A 16,937-nucleotide genomic window follows, 5' to 3' on the forward strand; every position below is an offset into this window, starting at 1 on the left:
CTGCCTGCTCTGATGCTGTTAAGTATAAGAACATCAATAAGAGTCAGAAAGTAAAATCCAAGTACGAAGGGGAGAAGGACACATTGTCGTATGCAGAGTCAGGTGGTGGACAAGGCAGCAAAGGTGCACGGAACAACCAGGGTGGTCAGAAGAAAAAGAAGATAACAGAAAGAAAAATTTCCCGCATAGACGAAAGTTTATGCGGGGAATTTTATTGTAAAATGAAAAACAAAAATGAAAAACATTTTCAAATTCCATTGACATACAAAAATAATGTGATAAAATGAAAACGATTTCCAAATTGAAGGGAGGAGGTCAGTATGGCAAAAGCACCATATAAGACAAAACAAATGACCGAAATACTTACCTTCCTGAAATCGGTACAGGGAAGACATGTTACTGTGAATGAAATCTGCGATTTTTTCAGGGAAAAAGGGATTTCCGTCGGAACCACGACCATTTACCGTCATCTGGAGAAGATGGTGAAAGAAGGTCTGGCCGCGAAGTATGTAGTAGACGGTTCGAGCAGTGCCTGTTTTGAATATATCGGAGATCATGGGGAAGAACATGAAAACTGCTATCATTGTAAATGTGAGAAATGTGGAAAGCTGATCCATTTACAGTGCAATGAGGTAGAAAGCTTAAAACAGCATATGCAGCAGCATCATGATTTTCAGATGGATCCGCATCGTACCGTGTTTTACGGAATCTGCGGTGAATGCAGCAAGAAAGAATAAATAAAATTTATTAACAGATGAAATCTGGGAAAGGAGAAGGAGATGGATACAGGAAAGAAAAAAAGTATGGCAGCGGTTATATGTATTTTTCTTATATTTGTAACCCTTGCTTCTCTTTTTTATGTTGCTCGAGAGGAAGATCATAACTGTACGGGAAAGGACTGCCCGATCTGTGCCTGTGTTCATCAGGCAAAGCAGGTCCTTCGGAATCTGGGAACAACACCTGCAGTAGGATTTTTTGTCAGCCCGGTGATCTTTATCGCAGAAACTGTTATTTTGCCGGGGTTCTGGATCATTTTGTCGATTTCGTTAGTTCATCAAAAGGTAAGATTAAATGATTGAATAAAACTTTTTATAAAACAGAAATGGTATGAAAAGTCATACCTTTCCTTTGGTGTACCATTTTTTAATAAGTGTAGATAATGGAGGTTTTATTCATGAAAAAGTATATAGCAATTCTACTGGTCGCTGCGATGGCGACTCTGGGCATTTCTGCCTGCCAGAAGGAAAATTCCAATAAAGAAACAAAAGTTCAGAAAGATTCTGATATTAAAGTTGTGACAACCATTTTCCCGGAATATGACTGGGTACGTCAGATTGCGGGAGAAGAAGCGGATCAGATGGATATCACCATGCTTCTTGACAATGGTGTGGATCTGCACAGTTATCAGCCGACTGCAGAGGACATCATGAAAGTATCGGATTGTGATCTGTTCGTATATGTCGGCGGCGAATCGGATGCATGGGTAGATGATGCGTTAAAACAGGCGAAGAATAAAGATATGCAGGTGGTCAATCTGCTCGATGTACTTGGAAACAGTGCGAAAGAGGAAGAAGTGATCGAAGGAATGGAGCCTGAAGAAGAGGAAGAAGGCGGAGAGGAAGAAGAACCGGAATATGATGAGCATGTATGGCTGTCTGTAAAAAATGCAGAAGTGCTGAGTAAGGCAATTGCAGACGCGCTGGAAAAAGCAGACCCGGATCATAAGGATATTTATCAGGAGAATGCATCTGCATACAGTGAAAAGCTGAAAGACCTGGATGCTAAGTACCAGGAAGTTGTTGATGGCGCGTCACAGAAAACACTGCTGTTTGGCGATCGTTTTCCATTCCGTTATCTGGTAGATGATTATGGATTAAGCTATTATGCTGCATTTGTCGGATGCTCGGCAGAAAGTGAAGCAAGCTTTGATACAATTTCATTCCTGGCGAATAAAGTAAATGAGTTGGGACTAAAGGATATCATGGCGATTGAAAATTCCAATCAGAAAATTGCAAAGACAATCATTGAGAACACCAAAGAGAAAAATCAGAAGATCCTGACACTGGATTCTATGCAGTCTACAACATTGGATGATGTGAAGAATGGCACAACCTACCTGTCAGTGATGGAAAAGAATCTTGAAGTATTAAAAGAAGCTTTGCAGTAGGAGGGAATATGGCACAAATTATATGTCGGGATCTGGCAATCGGATATGAAGGAAAAACAGTCGTGCAGAATATAAACCTTTCGGTAAAGAAAGGGGACTATCTGTGTGTGATCGGGGAAAATGGGGCTGGGAAATCTACTTTTATGAAGACTTTACTGGGACTTTTATCACCGGTGAGCGGGAAAATAGAATTCCATGATGGACTGAAGAAGAATGAAATCGGATATTTGCCACAGCAGACAGAGGTGCAAAAAGATTTTCCGGCATCCGTGAGAGAAATTGTTCTCTCCGGATGTCAGAATCACCTTGGCTTCTGGCCATTTTACCGTACAAAAGAAAAAAAATACGCAGAAGATATGATGAAAAAACTGCAGATCACTCATCTGTCAAAACGTTGCTACAGAGAATTGTCCGGAGGGCAGCAGCAGAGAGTTCTGCTTGCAAGAGCACTTTGTGCGACTAGGAAAATCCTGCTTCTGGATGAACCGGTTTCCGGGCTGGATCCACAAATGACAGAAGAAATGTATCGGTTAATTGAGAAAATCAACCGGGAAGATAAGATAACGGTCATTATGATCTCGCATGATATCCGTGGGACCATGGAATATGCAAGTCATATCCTGCAGATTGGTCAGGAAGTTATTTTCGAATCGAAAGAAAATTATCTGCGGGCGCATACAAAGAGAAGAACTCTGGAAAATACAGGAGGGGAAAAATGATAGAAAAATTGATATTTTATATGGGATATCCTTTTGTGCGGTATGCACTGATCGTTGGCGTACTGATTGCACTTTGTTCCTCCTTACTTGGAGTGACACTGGTATTGAAAAGATTTTCGTTTATCGGAGACGGCTTATCCCATGTTGCATTTGGAGCGATGGCGGTGGCATCGGTTTTAAATATTACAAACAATATGCTGTTCATCCTTCCGGTAACGGTCGTATGTGCGATTTTATTATTACGGACAGGACAAAATACAAAAATAAAAGGAGATGCGGCGATTGCAATGATCTCAGTTGGAGCACTTGCAATCGGTTATCTGCTTATGAATGTATTTGCGACAGGTCCTAATCTTTCGGGAGATGTATGTACTACATTATTTGGATCTACTTCTATTTTGACATTGAAGATTGAACAGGTGTGGCTGTGTGTGGTATTGTCGGTTGTGGTTGTTGTGTTATTTATCGTATTTTATCATAAAATTTTCTGCGTGACCTTTGATGAAACGTTCGCAAAGGCAACAGGCATCCGGGCAGACCGTTATAATTTGCTGATCGCCGTGATCACAGCGCTGATCATCGTACTTGCAATGAACCTGGTAGGCTCGTTACTGATCTCGGCACTGGTCATCTTTCCGGCACTATCCGCGATGCGTATCTTTAAAACATTTTTCAGTGTAACGGTATGTTCGGTTGTATTATCTGTGTGCTGTGCGATCAGTGGGATGCTTTTGTCAATCCTGGCAGGAACACCGGTTGGTTCAACGATCGTGTCAGCCGATATTGTGGCCTTTTTGATCTGCTGCATGATCGAAAAAATCGCGGGAGGGAAATAAAGTGAAAAAATTACAGAAATGGCTGATATTGTTTGTGGGAATTCTTTTGATAACCGGATGCAGAGATAATGCAAGCAGCAACAAGAAAGTGAATAACGGGAAATCTGTTAATGATGTATTAGAGAAACAGACAAAAGCGGAAGAACAGAAGGAACAGACAGAGGAAAAGGACAAGAAAAAAGAAAGTGCAGACACTTCAGAAAATATGGGGACAGAAGATGTAGATTATGATCTTACAGAAATGAACAGTGATATGGTCTACGCGACAGTTTACCAGATGATGGTGGAACCGGAGCAGTATGAAGGAAAAACAATCCGGATCGACGGGATTTATTATATAAGTAAGGATGAAGCGACAGGGAATACCTATCATTTTTGCGTGATCAAAGATGCGCTGGCGTGCTGCGCGCAGGGACTGGAATTTGTCCGGAAAAATGAGGAAGAATTGTCGGATGAAGATTATCCGGAACAGGAAACAGAAATTATCGTTCAGGGAACGTTCGAGACATATAAAGAATCAAATGATGAGACTTTGTATTGCAGGATCACAGATGCGGATATGCAGATAAAAAAATAAGAAGAGAAAAGATGGATCATGAAGGAATACGGGAAAAAGATTAGCAGATATTTGATGAAAAACAAAAAAGGAAGATTTTATTGTGTGGCAGGTGTGTTGTATCTGCTGGTAATTTTGTTTGTCATGAATGATGCCTGGCTGTATCAGACACCGATCGTGAAAGTGACAAAAGTGGTGACAATTGTAGAAGGGAAAAGCAAAAGTACACGTGGAACAGAAGAAACGAAATATAAGCAGAGTCTTTATGGCAAAATCATAAACGGAGAAGACAAAGGAAAAGAAGTCCGGATTGCCAATGAATACACAACAACAGAAATGGCTGACCAAAAATACCATAAAGGTGACCGGGTGTTTTATAAGGGATCATCGATCATTGGAGTAAAGCGGGATACGATGCTGGTTGTTATGCTTGGCTTCCTTGCACTTCTGCTCCTTGGGATTGCCGGACGGCAGGGCGGTTTGACGATCATAACAGCAATGATGAATATCCTGATTTTTGTGATCGGTTTTTGGACGGCGGATGACACATCGGAAATTCTGAGTGTATGTAGCAGACTGATCCTTTTTTTTGCAGTGGTAACGCTTGTTGGATTAAATGGAATCCACAGGAAAACTTTTGCCGCACTATTGACAACACTATGTGTCCTGCTTATGATCATGGGGATATTTGATCTTGTTATGCAGCATATGGAAGAACTGGATTATTCGACGATGGAATATCTGGGCAGTATTGATAATCCGGATGAAATTTTCCATGCAGAAATCCTGTTGTCAGGACTCGGTGCCATCATGGATGTGGCGGTTGCCATATCGGTGGCTTTAAGCGAGATTGTTGAGCAGAAACCGGAAGTAAAATTTGTGGAACTTTTCCGTTCGGGCAGAGAGATCGGATATGACATTATGGGAACAATGATCAATGTGCTGTTGTTTGTGTTTGGCTGCGGTCTGATCCCTACATGTTTGATCCGGATGAACAATGAGGTGCGTTTTGTTACCATTGTAAAATTGCATATTCCATGTGAATTATGCCGTTTCTTTGTAGAAAGTATCGGAATTGTACTGGCGATCCCAGTGTCTATTTTCATAACAGCAGTTATGATGAAACTATCTGTGAAAAAGAGGGAAAAAAGATGTTGATCATATTGGGACTGATTCTAATGATAGTAATAGTGCTTGTTGGAGGGGACAGAGGCGCCATGTCTCTGATCGCTCTGGCGGGAAATATTTTGTGCCTGAGTCTTGCAATCTGGCTTTATGCCGTCGGAGCACCCGTGTTTCTGGTTACTGCCGGTGCAGGAATTTTAATTTCCTGTATCACTTTGTTTTATCAAAATGGGACGAATATTAAAACCTGGAGTGCATTTCTTGCGGTTGCAATTACAATGTGTGTGTTATTTGCATTTATTTATCTGGTCGTATGGAAAAGTGGGGCGGGAGGCTTGAATGAGATCCAGGCAGCCGGAGAGGATGTTTTCTATTATAATATGAACCTGGATATCAGTATGCCCAAGGTTGCAACAGCCGTAATTGTACTCAGCACGTTAGGAGCTGTGATCGATATGGCACTGACAGTAACAACTTCCGTATATGAGGTGAAATGTCATAAGCCGGATATCAAAATGAACAAACTGGTTCAAAGTGGAATGAAGATTGGAAAAGATGTGATCGGAACAACGGTTAATACGTTATTGTTTGCATATCTGGGAGAATCGCTGTTGTTATTCGCGTATTTGAGAATGCAGAATTACTCCATTGAGCTGTTGCTCAACTCCAAAATTCTTTTTCAGAACTGTATTTCCATGATTTTTGGAGCAATTTCCTGCACAATGATAATGCCGGTTTCAGCGGTTTTGATCGCAAAAAACTGTGAGCTTTTTGATTGGATGGAAAATAGTAAATAGCAGGTTGACAGCAGGGAAATATCTGTGATAAACTTGTTTAGAATTAAACTGTTTACGAATGAACAATTTATTCGTGAACAGTTTTCTTTTTTTGAAGAAGCAAAAAGTGGAAGGAGGAAAGTCATTTGTGTGAAGGATGTGAAGAACGAATCCACGTAGGACATCAGGTGCACCGGATAGACCGTTCGATTTCAAAACTGTTGGAAATGCGTGTAAAAGAAGAAGGACTGGATGAGATTGCCCTGATGCATGGCTGGATCTTACGTTATCTATATGAACATCAGGATAAGGAAATTTATCAGAAAGATATAGAAAAGTATTTTGGTATCTGCCGTTCAGCGGTAACAAATATTATCCAGACTCTGGAGAAAAAAGGGTACATCTGCCGTGCATCGGTTGCAAATGATGCGCGTCTGAAAAAAGTAATGCTGACAGAAAAAGGACGGGAAAACCATGAAAAACTGGGAGAAATTTTTCAGAAAATGGATGCGCAGTTGGAAGAAGGCATTACAGAAGAAGAATTACATGCATTTATGCATGTGATCGATAAAGTTTATTACAATATGGAAAAAATGAAAGGAGAGAATTCATGATTCGGACTTTATTAAAAGAAGTAAAAGAATATAAAGCGGCATCGATCGCAACACCGTTTTTTATGATTCTGGAAGTATTGTTTGAGACATTGATTCCATTTCTGATGGCATCTATTATCGATAAGGGTGTCAATACCGGAGATATTCACCATATTTACAAAGTTGGTGGAATTATGATCGTGGCTGCATTTTGTGGCCTGCTTGCCGGAATGGCAGGAGGACGATACGGAGCAAAGGCTTCGACCGGGTTCGCGAAGAATTTGAGAAATAAGATGTTCGATCAGATCCAGACCTATTCGTTTGCAAATATTGATCATTTCAGTACAGCAGGTCTGGTTACACGTCTGACAACAGATGTGACCAATGTGCAGAATGCGTACCAGATGATGCTGCGTATGATGATGAGAGCACCGGCAAGTATGATCTGTGCAATGGTGATGGCATTTATGATCAATGCCAGACTGGCAAGTATTTACCTTGTGGCAGTTGTGATCCTGGGAGTGATCCTCTTCTTTATCATTCGTCATGCAACGGCTTATTTCCAGCAGGCATTTCCAAAATATGATGCTTTAAATGCATCCGTTCAGGAAAATGTATCTGCGATCCGTGTAGTAAAAGCATATGTAAGAGAAGAACAGGAAACAAGTAAATTTCAGTATGCAAGTAAGAATATTTACGATATTTTTGTAAGAGCAGAGAAAAATGTTATATGGAACTCACCGATCATGATGTTCACTGTTTATACCTGCATCATCCTGATCAGCTGGTTTGGTGCAAAGATGATCGTAGTGAAATCGTTGACAACAGGAGAGTTGATGAGTCTTCTTGCATACTGTATGAACATTCTGATGAGTCTGATGATGCTGTCTATGGTATTTGTCATGATTTCCATGAGTATGGCAAGTATGCGGCGTATAGCAGAAGTACTGGATGAAACCAGCGATATCCATAATCCGGAACATCCGCTTTATGAAGTGGCAGATGGAAGTATTTCATTTAAGAATGTAGATTTTGCTTACAAAAAAGACAGTGCAGAGAAAGTCCTGAAGAATATCAATCTGGACATCCATTCCGGTGAGACGATTGGCATCATTGGAGGAACCGGAAGTGCGAAGACGAGTCTGGTGAATCTGATCAGTCGTCTGTATGACGTGACAGGCGGAGAAATCCTGGTTGGCGGAAAGAATGTCAAGGATTATGATCTGGAAGTACTGAGAAACCAGGTATCTGTTGTATTGCAGAAAAATGTACTGTTTACCGGAAGTATTCTGGATAACCTGCGCTGGGGAAACAAAGAGGCGACCGACGAAGAATGTATGGAAGCATGTCGGCTTGCATGTGCAGATGAATTCATTGAGCGTTTCCCGGATAAATATAATACCCACATTGAGCAGGGAGGAAACAACGTATCCGGTGGTCAGAAGCAGAGACTGTGTATTGCAAGAGCACTGCTTAAGAAACCGAAGATCCTGATCCTGGATGACAGTACCAGTGCGGTAGATACTGCTACAGATGCGAAGATCCGCCGTGCATTCCGTGAAGAAATCCCGGATACAACAAAGCTGATCATTGCACAGCGTGTATCCAGTGTGCAGGATGCAGACCGTATCATCGTTATGGATGAAGGGCAGGTTCATGGATTTGGTACACACGAAGAATTGCTGAAGACCGATGAAATTTACCGCGAAGTATACGAATCGCAGACTCAGGGCGGAGGAGATTTTGATGAAAACGGAGGTGAAGCATAATGCCAAGACCGATGGGAAGACCACAGAATAAAGTGAAATATCCGGGGAAACTTTTGATGCGTCTGATAAACTACATTTTCCGTGATTATAAAGTTCATTGTATTGCAGTATTTATCCTTATATTTGTAGGAGTTATCGCAAATGTGCAGGGAACGATGTTTACAAGAGATCTGATCGACAAATATATTACACCGTTCCTGCTGTCTGACGGTACACCGAACTTTTCACCGCTTGCACATGCAATTGAAAGGGTTGCGGTATTTTACGGAATCGGAATCGTTGCGACTTACGCATATAACCGTATCATGATCAATGTGACACAGGGAATGATGATGAATATGCGTAATGAGCTGTTTGAACATATGGAAAAGCTGCCGATCAAATATTTTGATACCCATGCACATGGTGATATCATGTCAATTTACACGAACGATATCGATACCCTGCGGCAGATGGTCAGCCAGAGTATTCCGCAGATCATCAACAGCGGATTTACGATCATCAGTGTATTTGTCAGTATGTTGATCTTAAATATTCCACTTACGGTTGTGACGATGATCATGGTTGCAATTATGATATTTGGTACCAAGAAAGCCGCCGGACAGAGCGGGAAATATTTCCTGGAACAGCAAAAAAATCTTGGAAAAGTCAATGGTTATATTGAAGAAATGATGAATGGACAGAAGGTTGTCAAGGTATTCTGCCATGAGGAAGAAAGTAAGGCAGAATTTAAAGAGCTGAATGAGGCACTTTTTGTAAGCGCAGACCGTGCGAATACCTATGCAAACTACCTCGGACCTTTGAATGCGCAGATCGGAAATATCAGTTATGTAGTCTGTGCGATTGTCGGAGGTGCCCTTGCGCTGAATGGTGTGGGAGGATTTACACTGGGTGCACTGGCAAGCTTTCTGACATTCAATAAAAGCTTTAGTATGCCGATCAACCAGGTCAGCCAGCAGATGAATGCTATTGTAATGGCACTTGCAGGAGCAGAGCGTATCTTTACCCTTCTGGATGAGAAAGTGGAAGTAGATGACGGGTATGTGACTCTGGTCAATGTGAAAAAAGAAAATGGAAAACTTATAGAATGTAAGGAACATACCCGATGCTGGGCATGGAAGCATACACATCAGGCAGATGGTTCGGTAGATTATATTGAGCTTAAGGGAAATGTAGTATTTGATGGTGTGGATTTCGGGTACAATAATGATAAGATCGTGCTTCATGATGTGAAATTGTATGCAGAGCCAGGACAGAAAATTGCCTTTGTAGGTTCGACAGGAGCAGGAAAAACAACCATTACAAATCTGATTAACCGGTTTTATGATATTCAGGATGGAAAAATCCGCTACGATGGAATTAATATAAACAAGATTCGGAAAGCGGATCTGCGACGTTCCCTTGGAATTGTACTGCAGGATACACATCTGTTCACAGGAACGGTAAAAGACAATATCCGTTTTGGAAAACTGGATGCAACAGATGAAGAAATCTTTGCAGCAGCAGAATTGGCAAATGCAGATGGATTTATCCGCAGACTTCCGGAAGGATATGATACGGTTATCACCGGGGATGGGGCAAACTTAAGCCAGGGACAGAGACAGCTTCTTGCAATTGCCAGAGCAGCAGTTGCAGATCCGCCGGTACTGATCCTGGATGAGGCTACAAGTTCTATTGATACGCGTACTGAACGTATTATTCAGGAAAGCATGGACAGACTGATGCATGGACGTACTACGTTTGTAATCGCACACCGTCTGTCTACGGTTCGGAATTCCGACTGTATCATGGTCCTGGAACAGGGACGCATTATCGAAAGAGGTACCCATGACCAACTGATTTCAGAAAAGGGAAAATATTATCAGTTGTACACCGGGAATGCAATTGCTGAATAAGATTCAAAAGACAGGATGTTACTGTCCACAGTACCTGTGACCAGCAACGCATCTCGCCATTTTAAATCGCCTTTGGCGATGGGCGAGATGCCATTCAAGATAAAACGTGCATCCTCCGTGCCAATCAGCGTAGTGATTGACACGGGAGTGAACAGTAACAACAGGATTCAATAAAATTTACATAAATTAAAAAATACTATCAATTTTTTTGTGCATACGCTATACTTGTATATATAGCACTGCAAGTCCTTCCGAGCAGAGAAGTAAAATAGCAGTTCTATAAAAATGTCATGATAGGGTAGGTTTGGGAATGAAAAAACAAATCAATTGCAAAGAAGTTGTATGGGAACTATTTACACTTACCGCTGCAGTGGCAATTATCGCTGCAGCGGTTTATTTCTTTCTGGTGCCGAGCCATGCATCGGTCAGCAGTATTTCCGGTCTTGGAATTATTCTTACGAATTTTATACCTTTACCGCTTTCAGTGATCACGATGGTCCTGAATGTTGTTCTTTTGATCATCGGATTCATAACATGTGGACGGGAATTTGGTACGAAAACCGTGTATACCAGTATCTTACTGCCGGTATTTATCGGTATTTTTGAACGGATTTTCCCGAATATCGGTTCCCTGACAAAAACCCAGGAACTGGATGTCCTCTGTTATGTTCTGGTAGTCAGTGTAGGACTCAGTATTCTCTTTAATATGAATGCTTCTTCCGGCGGACTTGATATTGTGGCTAAGATCATGAATAAATATCTGCACATCGAATTGGGGAAAGCCATGTCTTTAGCCGGTATGTGTGTGGCGCTTTCGGCAGCACTTGTATATGATAAGAAGACGGTGGTTTTAAGCGTTCTTGGTACTTATTTTAATGGGATGGTGGTAGACCATTTTATTTTTGGGCAGAATCTGAAACGAAGAGTATGTATTATTACAAAGTATGAAGAAGAACTTCGGAATTTTATTCTGCATGAGCTTCATAGTGGAGCGACCATTTATGATGCCATCGGAGCGTACAATTTAGATAAAAGACACGAGATCATTACGATCGTAGATAAAAATGAGTATCAGAAACTCATGAATTACATCAATAATCTTGATCCGAAGGCTTTCATCACAGTGTACACGGTGGCAGACATGAGATATCAGCAGAAGGTTTTGGAAAATGAAGAAAGAAGTTAGTGATCTACTCCATCAGGTTTGCAAATTAATAAATGTACAATATTCTGTTATAATAATGTACAAAGAAAGGAGGAGTTACAATGCCAATAATAAAACCAATTACAGATTTAAGAAATACAAATGAAATATCTGAAATATGTCACAAACAACAGCAACCAGTATTTATTACAAAAAATGGTTATGGAGATTTAGTAGTTATGAGTATGGAAACTTATGAAGAATTACTCAGCACAAATCAGATTGATAAGGCAATTTTTGAAGCAGAACGGGAAGTTGCAGAAGGTGCAGAATTATTAGATGCACGTGGGGCATTGGGAGAACTCAGGAGGAAACATTTGGGATAAATATACCGTAAAAATGTTTCCACAGGCATATAGAGATATTGATAAGATATACGAGCAGGCACTTCTTGTTAGTAAGTATGCTGATGATGCAATTGCACTGGCAGAAAAACTTGAAAAAGTAATTTTAAGTTTGGAAGAACAGCCATATCGAGGGGCAGAAAGAAAATATGGAAAAAGTGAGTTTTAGAATCAAGAAATCTCATTGAAATATAAAGGGTACTAAAAAACGTCACAATTTGTGGCGTTTTTTTAGTGCAGGAAAAAGGAGACCAAGAGTGTCAGAAATCAGATTTTCATCATAGGAAAGAAGCTGATATCTTATTTGAAAAAAGAGAAGAACCATTTAATATTTATGAATATTGCAAAAAGTAGTAATTTTTTCTGTTAAAAAAGTCCTGAGGGATAATTTTATATAAACGGATATTATTCTAATAAGCGCAACGGATGATCCCCATACCACAAACGGTATGATTGTAGAACAAATTTAACATGGTCTCTGATAGCATAGAAATTATGCATATCACAGTTATAGAGCATACCATTAGTCAAATCTATTGTATTTACAAGAATATGGACGTGAAGATGACTGTTATTTTCATGAATCGAAAAGATAACCTGGTACTGAGCATTACAAAATTCAAACGGAAAAAGTAGCAATTCCTCCGGAACTGTGATATACTGTGATCGTTTGGAAGATTAGTGGACTGAAATGTAAGATCCCCAGAGCATGAAGTATAAAGAGGGCAGAAACGGGGCTCGCAGATATATGGCAGAAGAGCTGTATGTCGAGAACACCGGGTATCCGTATCTGACTTCATGTTCTGGGGATTTTTTATATTCTGTACGCGGATTTTCCGAATGTATGCAAAAGAAAAACAATAAAAAGGATAGGAGAGGAAAAGATGTTTGAATTATTTGAAAATCTGACCAATTGGCTCTGGGGACTGCCGCTGCTGATCACGATTCTCGCTACAGGCGTATATCTGACAGTACGTTCCGGTTTCTTCCAGTTCCGCCATTTTGGTTACATTGTGAAAAACATGTTCAGTAAAGAACGCCGTCAGGAAGGCGGAGACGACGGAAAGAGCCTGACACCGTTCCAGGCTATTTCCATTGCGATCGGCGGTACCGTTGGAGTATCCAACATGTCCGGTGTTGCAACAGCCATTGCAACAGGAGGACCTGGTGCATTATTCTGGCTCTGGATCGCGGCGCTTCTTGCTATGGTCATCAAGATGGCAGAGGTAACACTTGCTGTGTACTACAGAGAAAAACAGCCAAACGGTGAGTACCAGGGAGGCCCGACCTACTACATGCAGAAGGGTCTTGGCGGAGAGAAAAAGCTTCCCTTCTGGAAACTTTTTGCAGTACTGTTCGGCGGCTGTATTTTTATGACATGGTTCATCACCTTACAGAATTATACAGTATCAGAGGCTGTCGGAAGTACCTTCCACCTGCCGTACATCGTGCCGTCACTTCTGTATGTGGCAGCGATCTACCTGATCATCATTGGCGGTGTAAAGAAAGTCGGTGTGATCTCTTCCTATATGACACCGATCATGTGCATGCTTTACATTGTAGGATCTCTTGCAATACTGGTAGTGAATTTTGACAAGCTGCCGGAAACCTTTGGACTGATCTTCAAGGGTGCATTTACAACACAGGCAGCAGTCGGCGGATTTATGGGAGCCGGTGTTGCAACAGCTATGCGTCTTGGATTTGCCCGTTCTGTATACAGCAACGAGGCAGGCTGGGGAACCTCACCTATGATCCATGCTTCCGCAAAAACAGACCATCCTGTAAAACAGGGACTGATGGGAGCATTTGAGGTATTTGCAGACACCATCGTAGTCTGCTCCATGACAGGTCTTGTTGTTATCACCACAGGCTACTGGAATTCAGGACTTCAGGGATCAGAGCTGACACTGACAGCATTTGAGTCCGGAATGGGCTCTGTTGCGAGAGCACTGATCGCGATCAGTATTTTCCTTTTCGGACTGACAACATCAACCGGATGGTTCACCTATTACAGCGTGATCCTGAAGCACTGGCTGAAAAACAATCAGAAGGTTCTGAAGATCGCAGAGAAGGTTTTTATCCTTGGAACGCCATTATGGGGTCTTCTGGTCACAGTGCTTACTCTTTACGGAAACGGAACACCGGCACAGCTGTGGGTAATTGCAGACTTTACAACCGTATTCCCTACATTTGTAAATGTTGCCACATTATTTATCTTAAGTGGTACCTTCTTTAAGCTGCTGAAGGATTATAAGGCGCGTTACATGGGAATCGGAAAAGTAGACAAGGATATGGCACTTTTCTACGAGGATAAAAAAGAAAAAGAGGAAAAATAAACAGTGGATACGATTTTTTTTAACGGATGTATAAGAACACTGGATAACAGTGAAAAAGTGGCAGAGGCTGTGGGAATCGAAAATGGCCGGATCGTTTTTGTGGGAACTGATAAAGAAGCGGAAGCTTTTTCCTGCAAAAAACGGATTGACCTTAAGGGAAGGCTGATGCTGCCCGGTTTTGTGGATACACATATGCATATGTTGCATTATGCATTTGTGGAAAGATCTGTGAAACTGTTTGACTGCACAAGTGTTGAGGAAATGCTTGCTGCAGCAAAAAAAAGACTGGAGGAGAGTAAAGGTCAGAAGCTGACCTGGCTCTACTGCAGAGGCTGGAATGAGGAGCATTTTGATAAGCCGCGCTATCCGCATAAGGATGAGCTGGATGCACTCTCAACGGAAATCCCCATCATTATGGTGCGTGTCTGCGGGCATGTGGCTGTGTGCAACAGCTGTGGTCTGGAGCTTCTGAAAAAAATCCCGGAGTTTCCGGAGATTGAGAAGGAGGTTGATCTGGATACCGGACTTCTGAAGGAGAATGCAGTACAGTTTTATTCTTCCGTATTGGAAGCACCATCCCAGGAAGAAGTGGAAGGCTACATCAGATACAGTGCGAAGAAGCTGAATGAATGTGGATTTACAGGTGTACAGTCCGATGATCTTGCCTCCCTTCCGGGAAAAAACTGGCGTCGGATCATGGCCTCCTACAAGGCACTGGATGCCAGAGGAGAGCTGAGTATCCGCCATTATGAGCAGTGCCTTTTTGAGCGGGCGGAGGATGCGAAGGCTTTTATCGAGGAAGGATATCGTACCGGGCAGAGGGGAGATCACTTTACTGTTGGACCGATGAAGCTGATCCAGGATGGTTCCCTTGGTGCAAGAACAGCGGCCATGAATGAGCCTTACGAGGATTCGCCGGAAAATACCGGGATCATCACATTCAGTCAGGATGAGCTTGACGATCTGTTTGCTTTTTTTGACCGGCATCAGATGCAGGCGGCGGTACACTGTATAGGCGATCGTGCCATGGATATGGTCATTGAGGCAGCTGCGAAATCTCCTTACCGGAAGGATAACAAAAAGGGCAGACATGGTATCGTGCATTGCCAGATCACCAATCCGCGTATTTTGCAGGGGATGAAAGACCAGGATCTGCTGGCATATATCCAGCCGGTATTTATCGATCTGGATATGAACACAGTGGAACCTGCCATCGGCGCACAACGTATGGATAAGGTGTATGCATGGAAGAGTATGCTGGATATGGGAATCCATACGTCCGGCGGCTCGGATGCTCCTGTGGTAAGCTTTGATGCAATGGAGAATATTTATTTTGCAGTTACCCGCAAAAATATCAGCGGTCAGCCACAGGAAGGCTGGATCCCATCCGAAAAAATATCCGTAGACGAAGCGGTGAAGCTTTTTACAAAAAACGCAGCTTACGCTTCCTATACAGAAGACGAGAACGGAACCATCGAAGTGGGAAAAAATGCGGACTTCGTAGTTCTCGAGAAGAATATCTATGAGATCGACCCGGATGAGATCAAGGCCACGAAAGTGGATATGACAGTTCTTGGCGGTGAGATCGTTTATGAGAGAGAAGTAGAAGAATAGCGGCAGTATAAAAAGAAAAAAGTGAGAGGCAGAGTCTGAGTGGAGCAGGCTCTGCTTTTTTTTGATTTCAGTAAAAATATAGAACAAGATGTATACCATAACGGTGAACAAAATTCGTCGAAGAAAGCAGTAACATTGTTACATGGAAAATATTGATTGAGAAACGAGGGTAAACTGGTTATAATAAAATCAAGAAATTTATAGTATTATCAGCAGAAAATGAGGTGATGATGTATGCCAAAGATTATGCAGGATTTAATTAAACAGTATGTGGAAGCGGTCAAGAAGATTTATGGTTCCCATGTACGCCAGATAATCCTTTATGGTTCTTATGCAAGGGGGGACTTCCGCCCGGATTCTGATGTAGACATTATGATCCTGGTGGATATATCAGATCTGAAATTAAAGGCATATGCACAACAGCTCTCGTACATGACCTATGACTTTAATATGGATCATGACACGGACATAAAGCCTATTGCAAAAAGTGAAGCACATTTTAACAAGTGGATTGTGAACTATCTATTTTATTCCAATATTCATAAAGAAGGGGTAGTTTTGTATGGAGCAGCATGATCAGGAATCGGTACTAGGCGGGATCTGGTGTTATATCGTCGGGAAACAGCCCGAAATGATCTGAAATCAGCAAGAGCATTATTTTTTATTGAAGATTATAAAGGAGCTAATAACAGAGCGTACTATTCCATCTTTCATGCAATTAATGCAGTACATGCAGTCAGCGGTAAAGCATATAAAAGACATAAAGATGCTGTGGCAAACTTCAATAAGGATTATGTGAAGACGTCTGTGTTTCCAAGGGAAATGGGAAGGAAAATCGGTCAGGCAGAAGAGATTCGCCATGCCAGCGATTATGATGATTTTACTTAAATGAAAAACTAAATTCCAGCTGTGGATTATCTCAGTAACTATGCGGGATTAAATTCTGTAATGCACCTTAACAATTCTATTTTTTTGTCTTATAATAAACCTGTAAGCACTCATG

At 41.6% G+C, this 16,937-nt stretch carries 19 protein-coding genes; 18 read left to right on the forward strand and 1 reads right to left on the reverse strand.

Translation table 11 applies throughout. The features are described 5' to 3' along the window. The first annotated feature begins 320 nt into the window (after positions 1-320). The 14 genes from PGY05_RS07410 (at position 321) to PGY05_RS07475 (ending at position 12,153) form a co-directional block, all read left to right on the forward strand. Entirely contained in the window at positions 321-737 is a 417-nt protein-coding gene (locus PGY05_RS07410; protein ID WP_055157005.1) for a Fur family transcriptional regulator, read from the forward strand. Between the two features lie 66 nt (positions 738-803). After that, complete coding sequence (locus PGY05_RS07415) at positions 804-1,079, forward strand: hypothetical protein (RefSeq protein ID WP_243868459.1); 276 nt, start codon at positions 804-806, stop codon at positions 1,077-1,079. Between the two features lie 95 nt (positions 1,080-1,174). After that, positions 1,175-2,167: a metal ABC transporter substrate-binding protein gene (locus tag PGY05_RS07420; protein ID WP_270475601.1), complete on the forward strand. Its 993-nt coding sequence runs from the start codon at positions 1,175-1,177 to the stop codon at positions 2,165-2,167. 8 nt (positions 2,168-2,175) lie between these two features. Then, the gene (locus PGY05_RS07425) at positions 2,176-2,886 is read left to right on the forward strand and encodes a metal ABC transporter ATP-binding protein (RefSeq protein ID WP_270475603.1); all 711 of its coding nucleotides are present in this window, start codon (positions 2,176-2,178) and stop codon (positions 2,884-2,886) included. Beyond that, positions 2,883-3,722, forward strand: coding sequence for a metal ABC transporter permease (locus tag PGY05_RS07430; protein WP_270475604.1), 840 nt, complete (start codon positions 2,883-2,885; stop codon positions 3,720-3,722). The genes PGY05_RS07425 and PGY05_RS07430 overlap by 4 nt, the downstream gene beginning before the upstream one ends. 1 nt (position 3,723) lies before the next feature. After that, complete coding sequence (locus PGY05_RS07435; RefSeq protein ID WP_270475606.1) at positions 3,724-4,299, forward strand: hypothetical protein; 576 nt, start codon at positions 3,724-3,726, stop codon at positions 4,297-4,299. Positions 4,300-4,353: 54 nt separating this feature from the next. Then, positions 4,354-5,436 carry a YibE/F family protein gene (locus PGY05_RS07440; RefSeq protein WP_270475608.1) on the forward strand — a complete coding sequence of 361 codons (1,083 nt, stop codon included), beginning with the start codon at positions 4,354-4,356 and terminating at the stop codon, positions 5,434-5,436. Beyond that, the gene (locus PGY05_RS07445) at positions 5,430-6,200 is read left to right on the forward strand and encodes a YibE/F family protein (protein ID WP_055246697.1); all 771 of its coding nucleotides are present in this window, start codon (positions 5,430-5,432) and stop codon (positions 6,198-6,200) included. The genes PGY05_RS07440 and PGY05_RS07445 overlap by 7 nt, the downstream gene beginning before the upstream one ends. 125 nt (positions 6,201-6,325) lie before the next feature. Beyond that, positions 6,326-6,793: a MarR family winged helix-turn-helix transcriptional regulator gene (locus PGY05_RS07450; RefSeq protein ID WP_022220303.1), complete on the forward strand. Its 468-nt coding sequence runs from the start codon at positions 6,326-6,328 to the stop codon at positions 6,791-6,793. Further along, positions 6,790-8,541 (forward strand): ABC transporter ATP-binding protein, encoded by a 1,752-nt coding sequence (locus PGY05_RS07455; RefSeq protein WP_195368490.1) that lies wholly within the window; start codon positions 6,790-6,792, stop codon positions 8,539-8,541. Before PGY05_RS07450 ends, PGY05_RS07455 begins: the two co-directional genes overlap by 4 nt. Next, positions 8,541-10,436: an ABC transporter ATP-binding protein gene (locus PGY05_RS07460; RefSeq protein ID WP_055157235.1), complete on the forward strand. Its 1,896-nt coding sequence runs from the start codon at positions 8,541-8,543 to the stop codon at positions 10,434-10,436. Before PGY05_RS07455 ends, PGY05_RS07460 begins: the two co-directional genes overlap by 1 nt. 310 nt (positions 10,437-10,746) lie before the next feature. Then, a complete protein-coding gene (locus PGY05_RS07465; RefSeq protein WP_055157237.1) occupies positions 10,747-11,622 on the forward strand; it encodes a YitT family protein in 876 nt (291 codons plus the stop codon). Positions 11,623-11,702: 80 nt separating this feature from the next. Further along, positions 11,703-11,966 carry a type II toxin-antitoxin system prevent-host-death family antitoxin gene (locus PGY05_RS07470; protein ID WP_270475611.1) on the forward strand — a complete coding sequence of 88 codons (264 nt, stop codon included), beginning with the start codon at positions 11,703-11,705 and terminating at the stop codon, positions 11,964-11,966. Between the two features lie 13 nt (positions 11,967-11,979). Beyond that, the gene (locus PGY05_RS07475) at positions 11,980-12,153 is read left to right on the forward strand and encodes a hypothetical protein (RefSeq protein WP_270475612.1); all 174 of its coding nucleotides are present in this window, start codon (positions 11,980-11,982) and stop codon (positions 12,151-12,153) included. A 236-nt stretch (positions 12,154-12,389) separates the two neighbouring features. Here the strand turns inward: PGY05_RS07475 and PGY05_RS16775 are convergent, their stop codons facing one another. Then, on the reverse strand, positions 12,390-12,623 hold the full coding sequence (locus PGY05_RS16775) for a relaxase/mobilization nuclease domain-containing protein (RefSeq protein ID WP_172676486.1): 234 nt from the start codon (positions 12,621-12,623) through the stop codon (positions 12,390-12,392). Positions 12,624-12,868: 245 nt separating this feature from the next. Between PGY05_RS16775 and PGY05_RS07480 the strand changes: the two genes are divergently transcribed. The 4 genes from PGY05_RS07480 to PGY05_RS07495 all read left to right on the forward strand — a co-directional run bounded on the left by PGY05_RS07480 (position 12,869) and on the right by PGY05_RS07495 (position 16,822). Then, complete coding sequence (locus tag PGY05_RS07480) at positions 12,869-14,320, forward strand: alanine/glycine:cation symporter family protein (protein WP_055157245.1); 1,452 nt, start codon at positions 12,869-12,871, stop codon at positions 14,318-14,320. A gap of 3 nt (positions 14,321-14,323) precedes the next feature. Further along, positions 14,324-15,934, forward strand: a complete 1,611-nt coding sequence (locus PGY05_RS07485) for an amidohydrolase (protein ID WP_066559186.1) — start codon at positions 14,324-14,326, stop codon at positions 15,932-15,934. A gap of 234 nt (positions 15,935-16,168) precedes the next feature. Continuing rightward, positions 16,169-16,510, forward strand: a complete 342-nt coding sequence (locus tag PGY05_RS07490) for a nucleotidyltransferase domain-containing protein (RefSeq protein ID WP_215686146.1) — start codon at positions 16,169-16,171, stop codon at positions 16,508-16,510. 27 nt (positions 16,511-16,537) lie between these two features. Then, positions 16,538-16,822, forward strand: a complete 285-nt coding sequence (locus PGY05_RS07495; RefSeq protein ID WP_270475613.1) for a HEPN domain-containing protein — start codon at positions 16,538-16,540, stop codon at positions 16,820-16,822. Positions 16,823-16,937 lie beyond the last annotated feature (115 nt).

The sequence above is a fragment of the Coprococcus sp. AF51-11b1 genome, assembly GCF_027682785.1.
Lineage (GTDB): Bacteria > Bacillota > Clostridia > Lachnospirales > Lachnospiraceae > Allocoprococcus > Allocoprococcus comes.

Bases quoted from the DNA above. Each gene is read 5' to 3' on its own strand.
- PGY05_RS07410 (WP_055157005.1), top strand. From the start codon at position 321: ATGGCAAAAGCACCATATAAGACAAAACAAATGACCGAAATACTTACC.
- PGY05_RS07415 (WP_243868459.1), top strand. From the start codon at position 804: ATGGCAGCGGTTATATGTATTTTTCTTATATTTGTAACCCTTGCTTCT.
- PGY05_RS07420 (WP_270475601.1), top strand. From the start codon at position 1,175: ATGAAAAAGTATATAGCAATTCTACTGGTCGCTGCGATGGCGACTCTG.
- PGY05_RS07425 (WP_270475603.1), top strand. From the start codon at position 2,176: ATGGCACAAATTATATGTCGGGATCTGGCAATCGGATATGAAGGAAAA.
- PGY05_RS07430 (WP_270475604.1), top strand. From the start codon at position 2,883: ATGATAGAAAAATTGATATTTTATATGGGATATCCTTTTGTGCGGTAT.
- PGY05_RS07440 (WP_270475608.1), top strand. From the start codon at position 4,354: ATGAAAAACAAAAAAGGAAGATTTTATTGTGTGGCAGGTGTGTTGTAT.
- PGY05_RS07445 (WP_055246697.1), top strand. From the start codon at position 5,430: ATGTTGATCATATTGGGACTGATTCTAATGATAGTAATAGTGCTTGTT.
- PGY05_RS07455 (WP_195368490.1), top strand. From the start codon at position 6,790: ATGATTCGGACTTTATTAAAAGAAGTAAAAGAATATAAAGCGGCATCG.
- PGY05_RS07460 (WP_055157235.1), top strand. From the start codon at position 8,541: ATGCCAAGACCGATGGGAAGACCACAGAATAAAGTGAAATATCCGGGG.
- PGY05_RS07465 (WP_055157237.1), top strand. From the start codon at position 10,747: ATGAAAAAACAAATCAATTGCAAAGAAGTTGTATGGGAACTATTTACA.
- PGY05_RS07470 (WP_270475611.1), top strand. From the start codon at position 11,703: ATGCCAATAATAAAACCAATTACAGATTTAAGAAATACAAATGAAATA.
- PGY05_RS07475 (WP_270475612.1), top strand. From the start codon at position 11,980: ATGTTTCCACAGGCATATAGAGATATTGATAAGATATACGAGCAGGCA.
- PGY05_RS07480 (WP_055157245.1), top strand. From the start codon at position 12,869: ATGTTTGAATTATTTGAAAATCTGACCAATTGGCTCTGGGGACTGCCG.
- PGY05_RS07490 (WP_215686146.1), top strand. From the start codon at position 16,169: ATGCCAAAGATTATGCAGGATTTAATTAAACAGTATGTGGAAGCGGTC.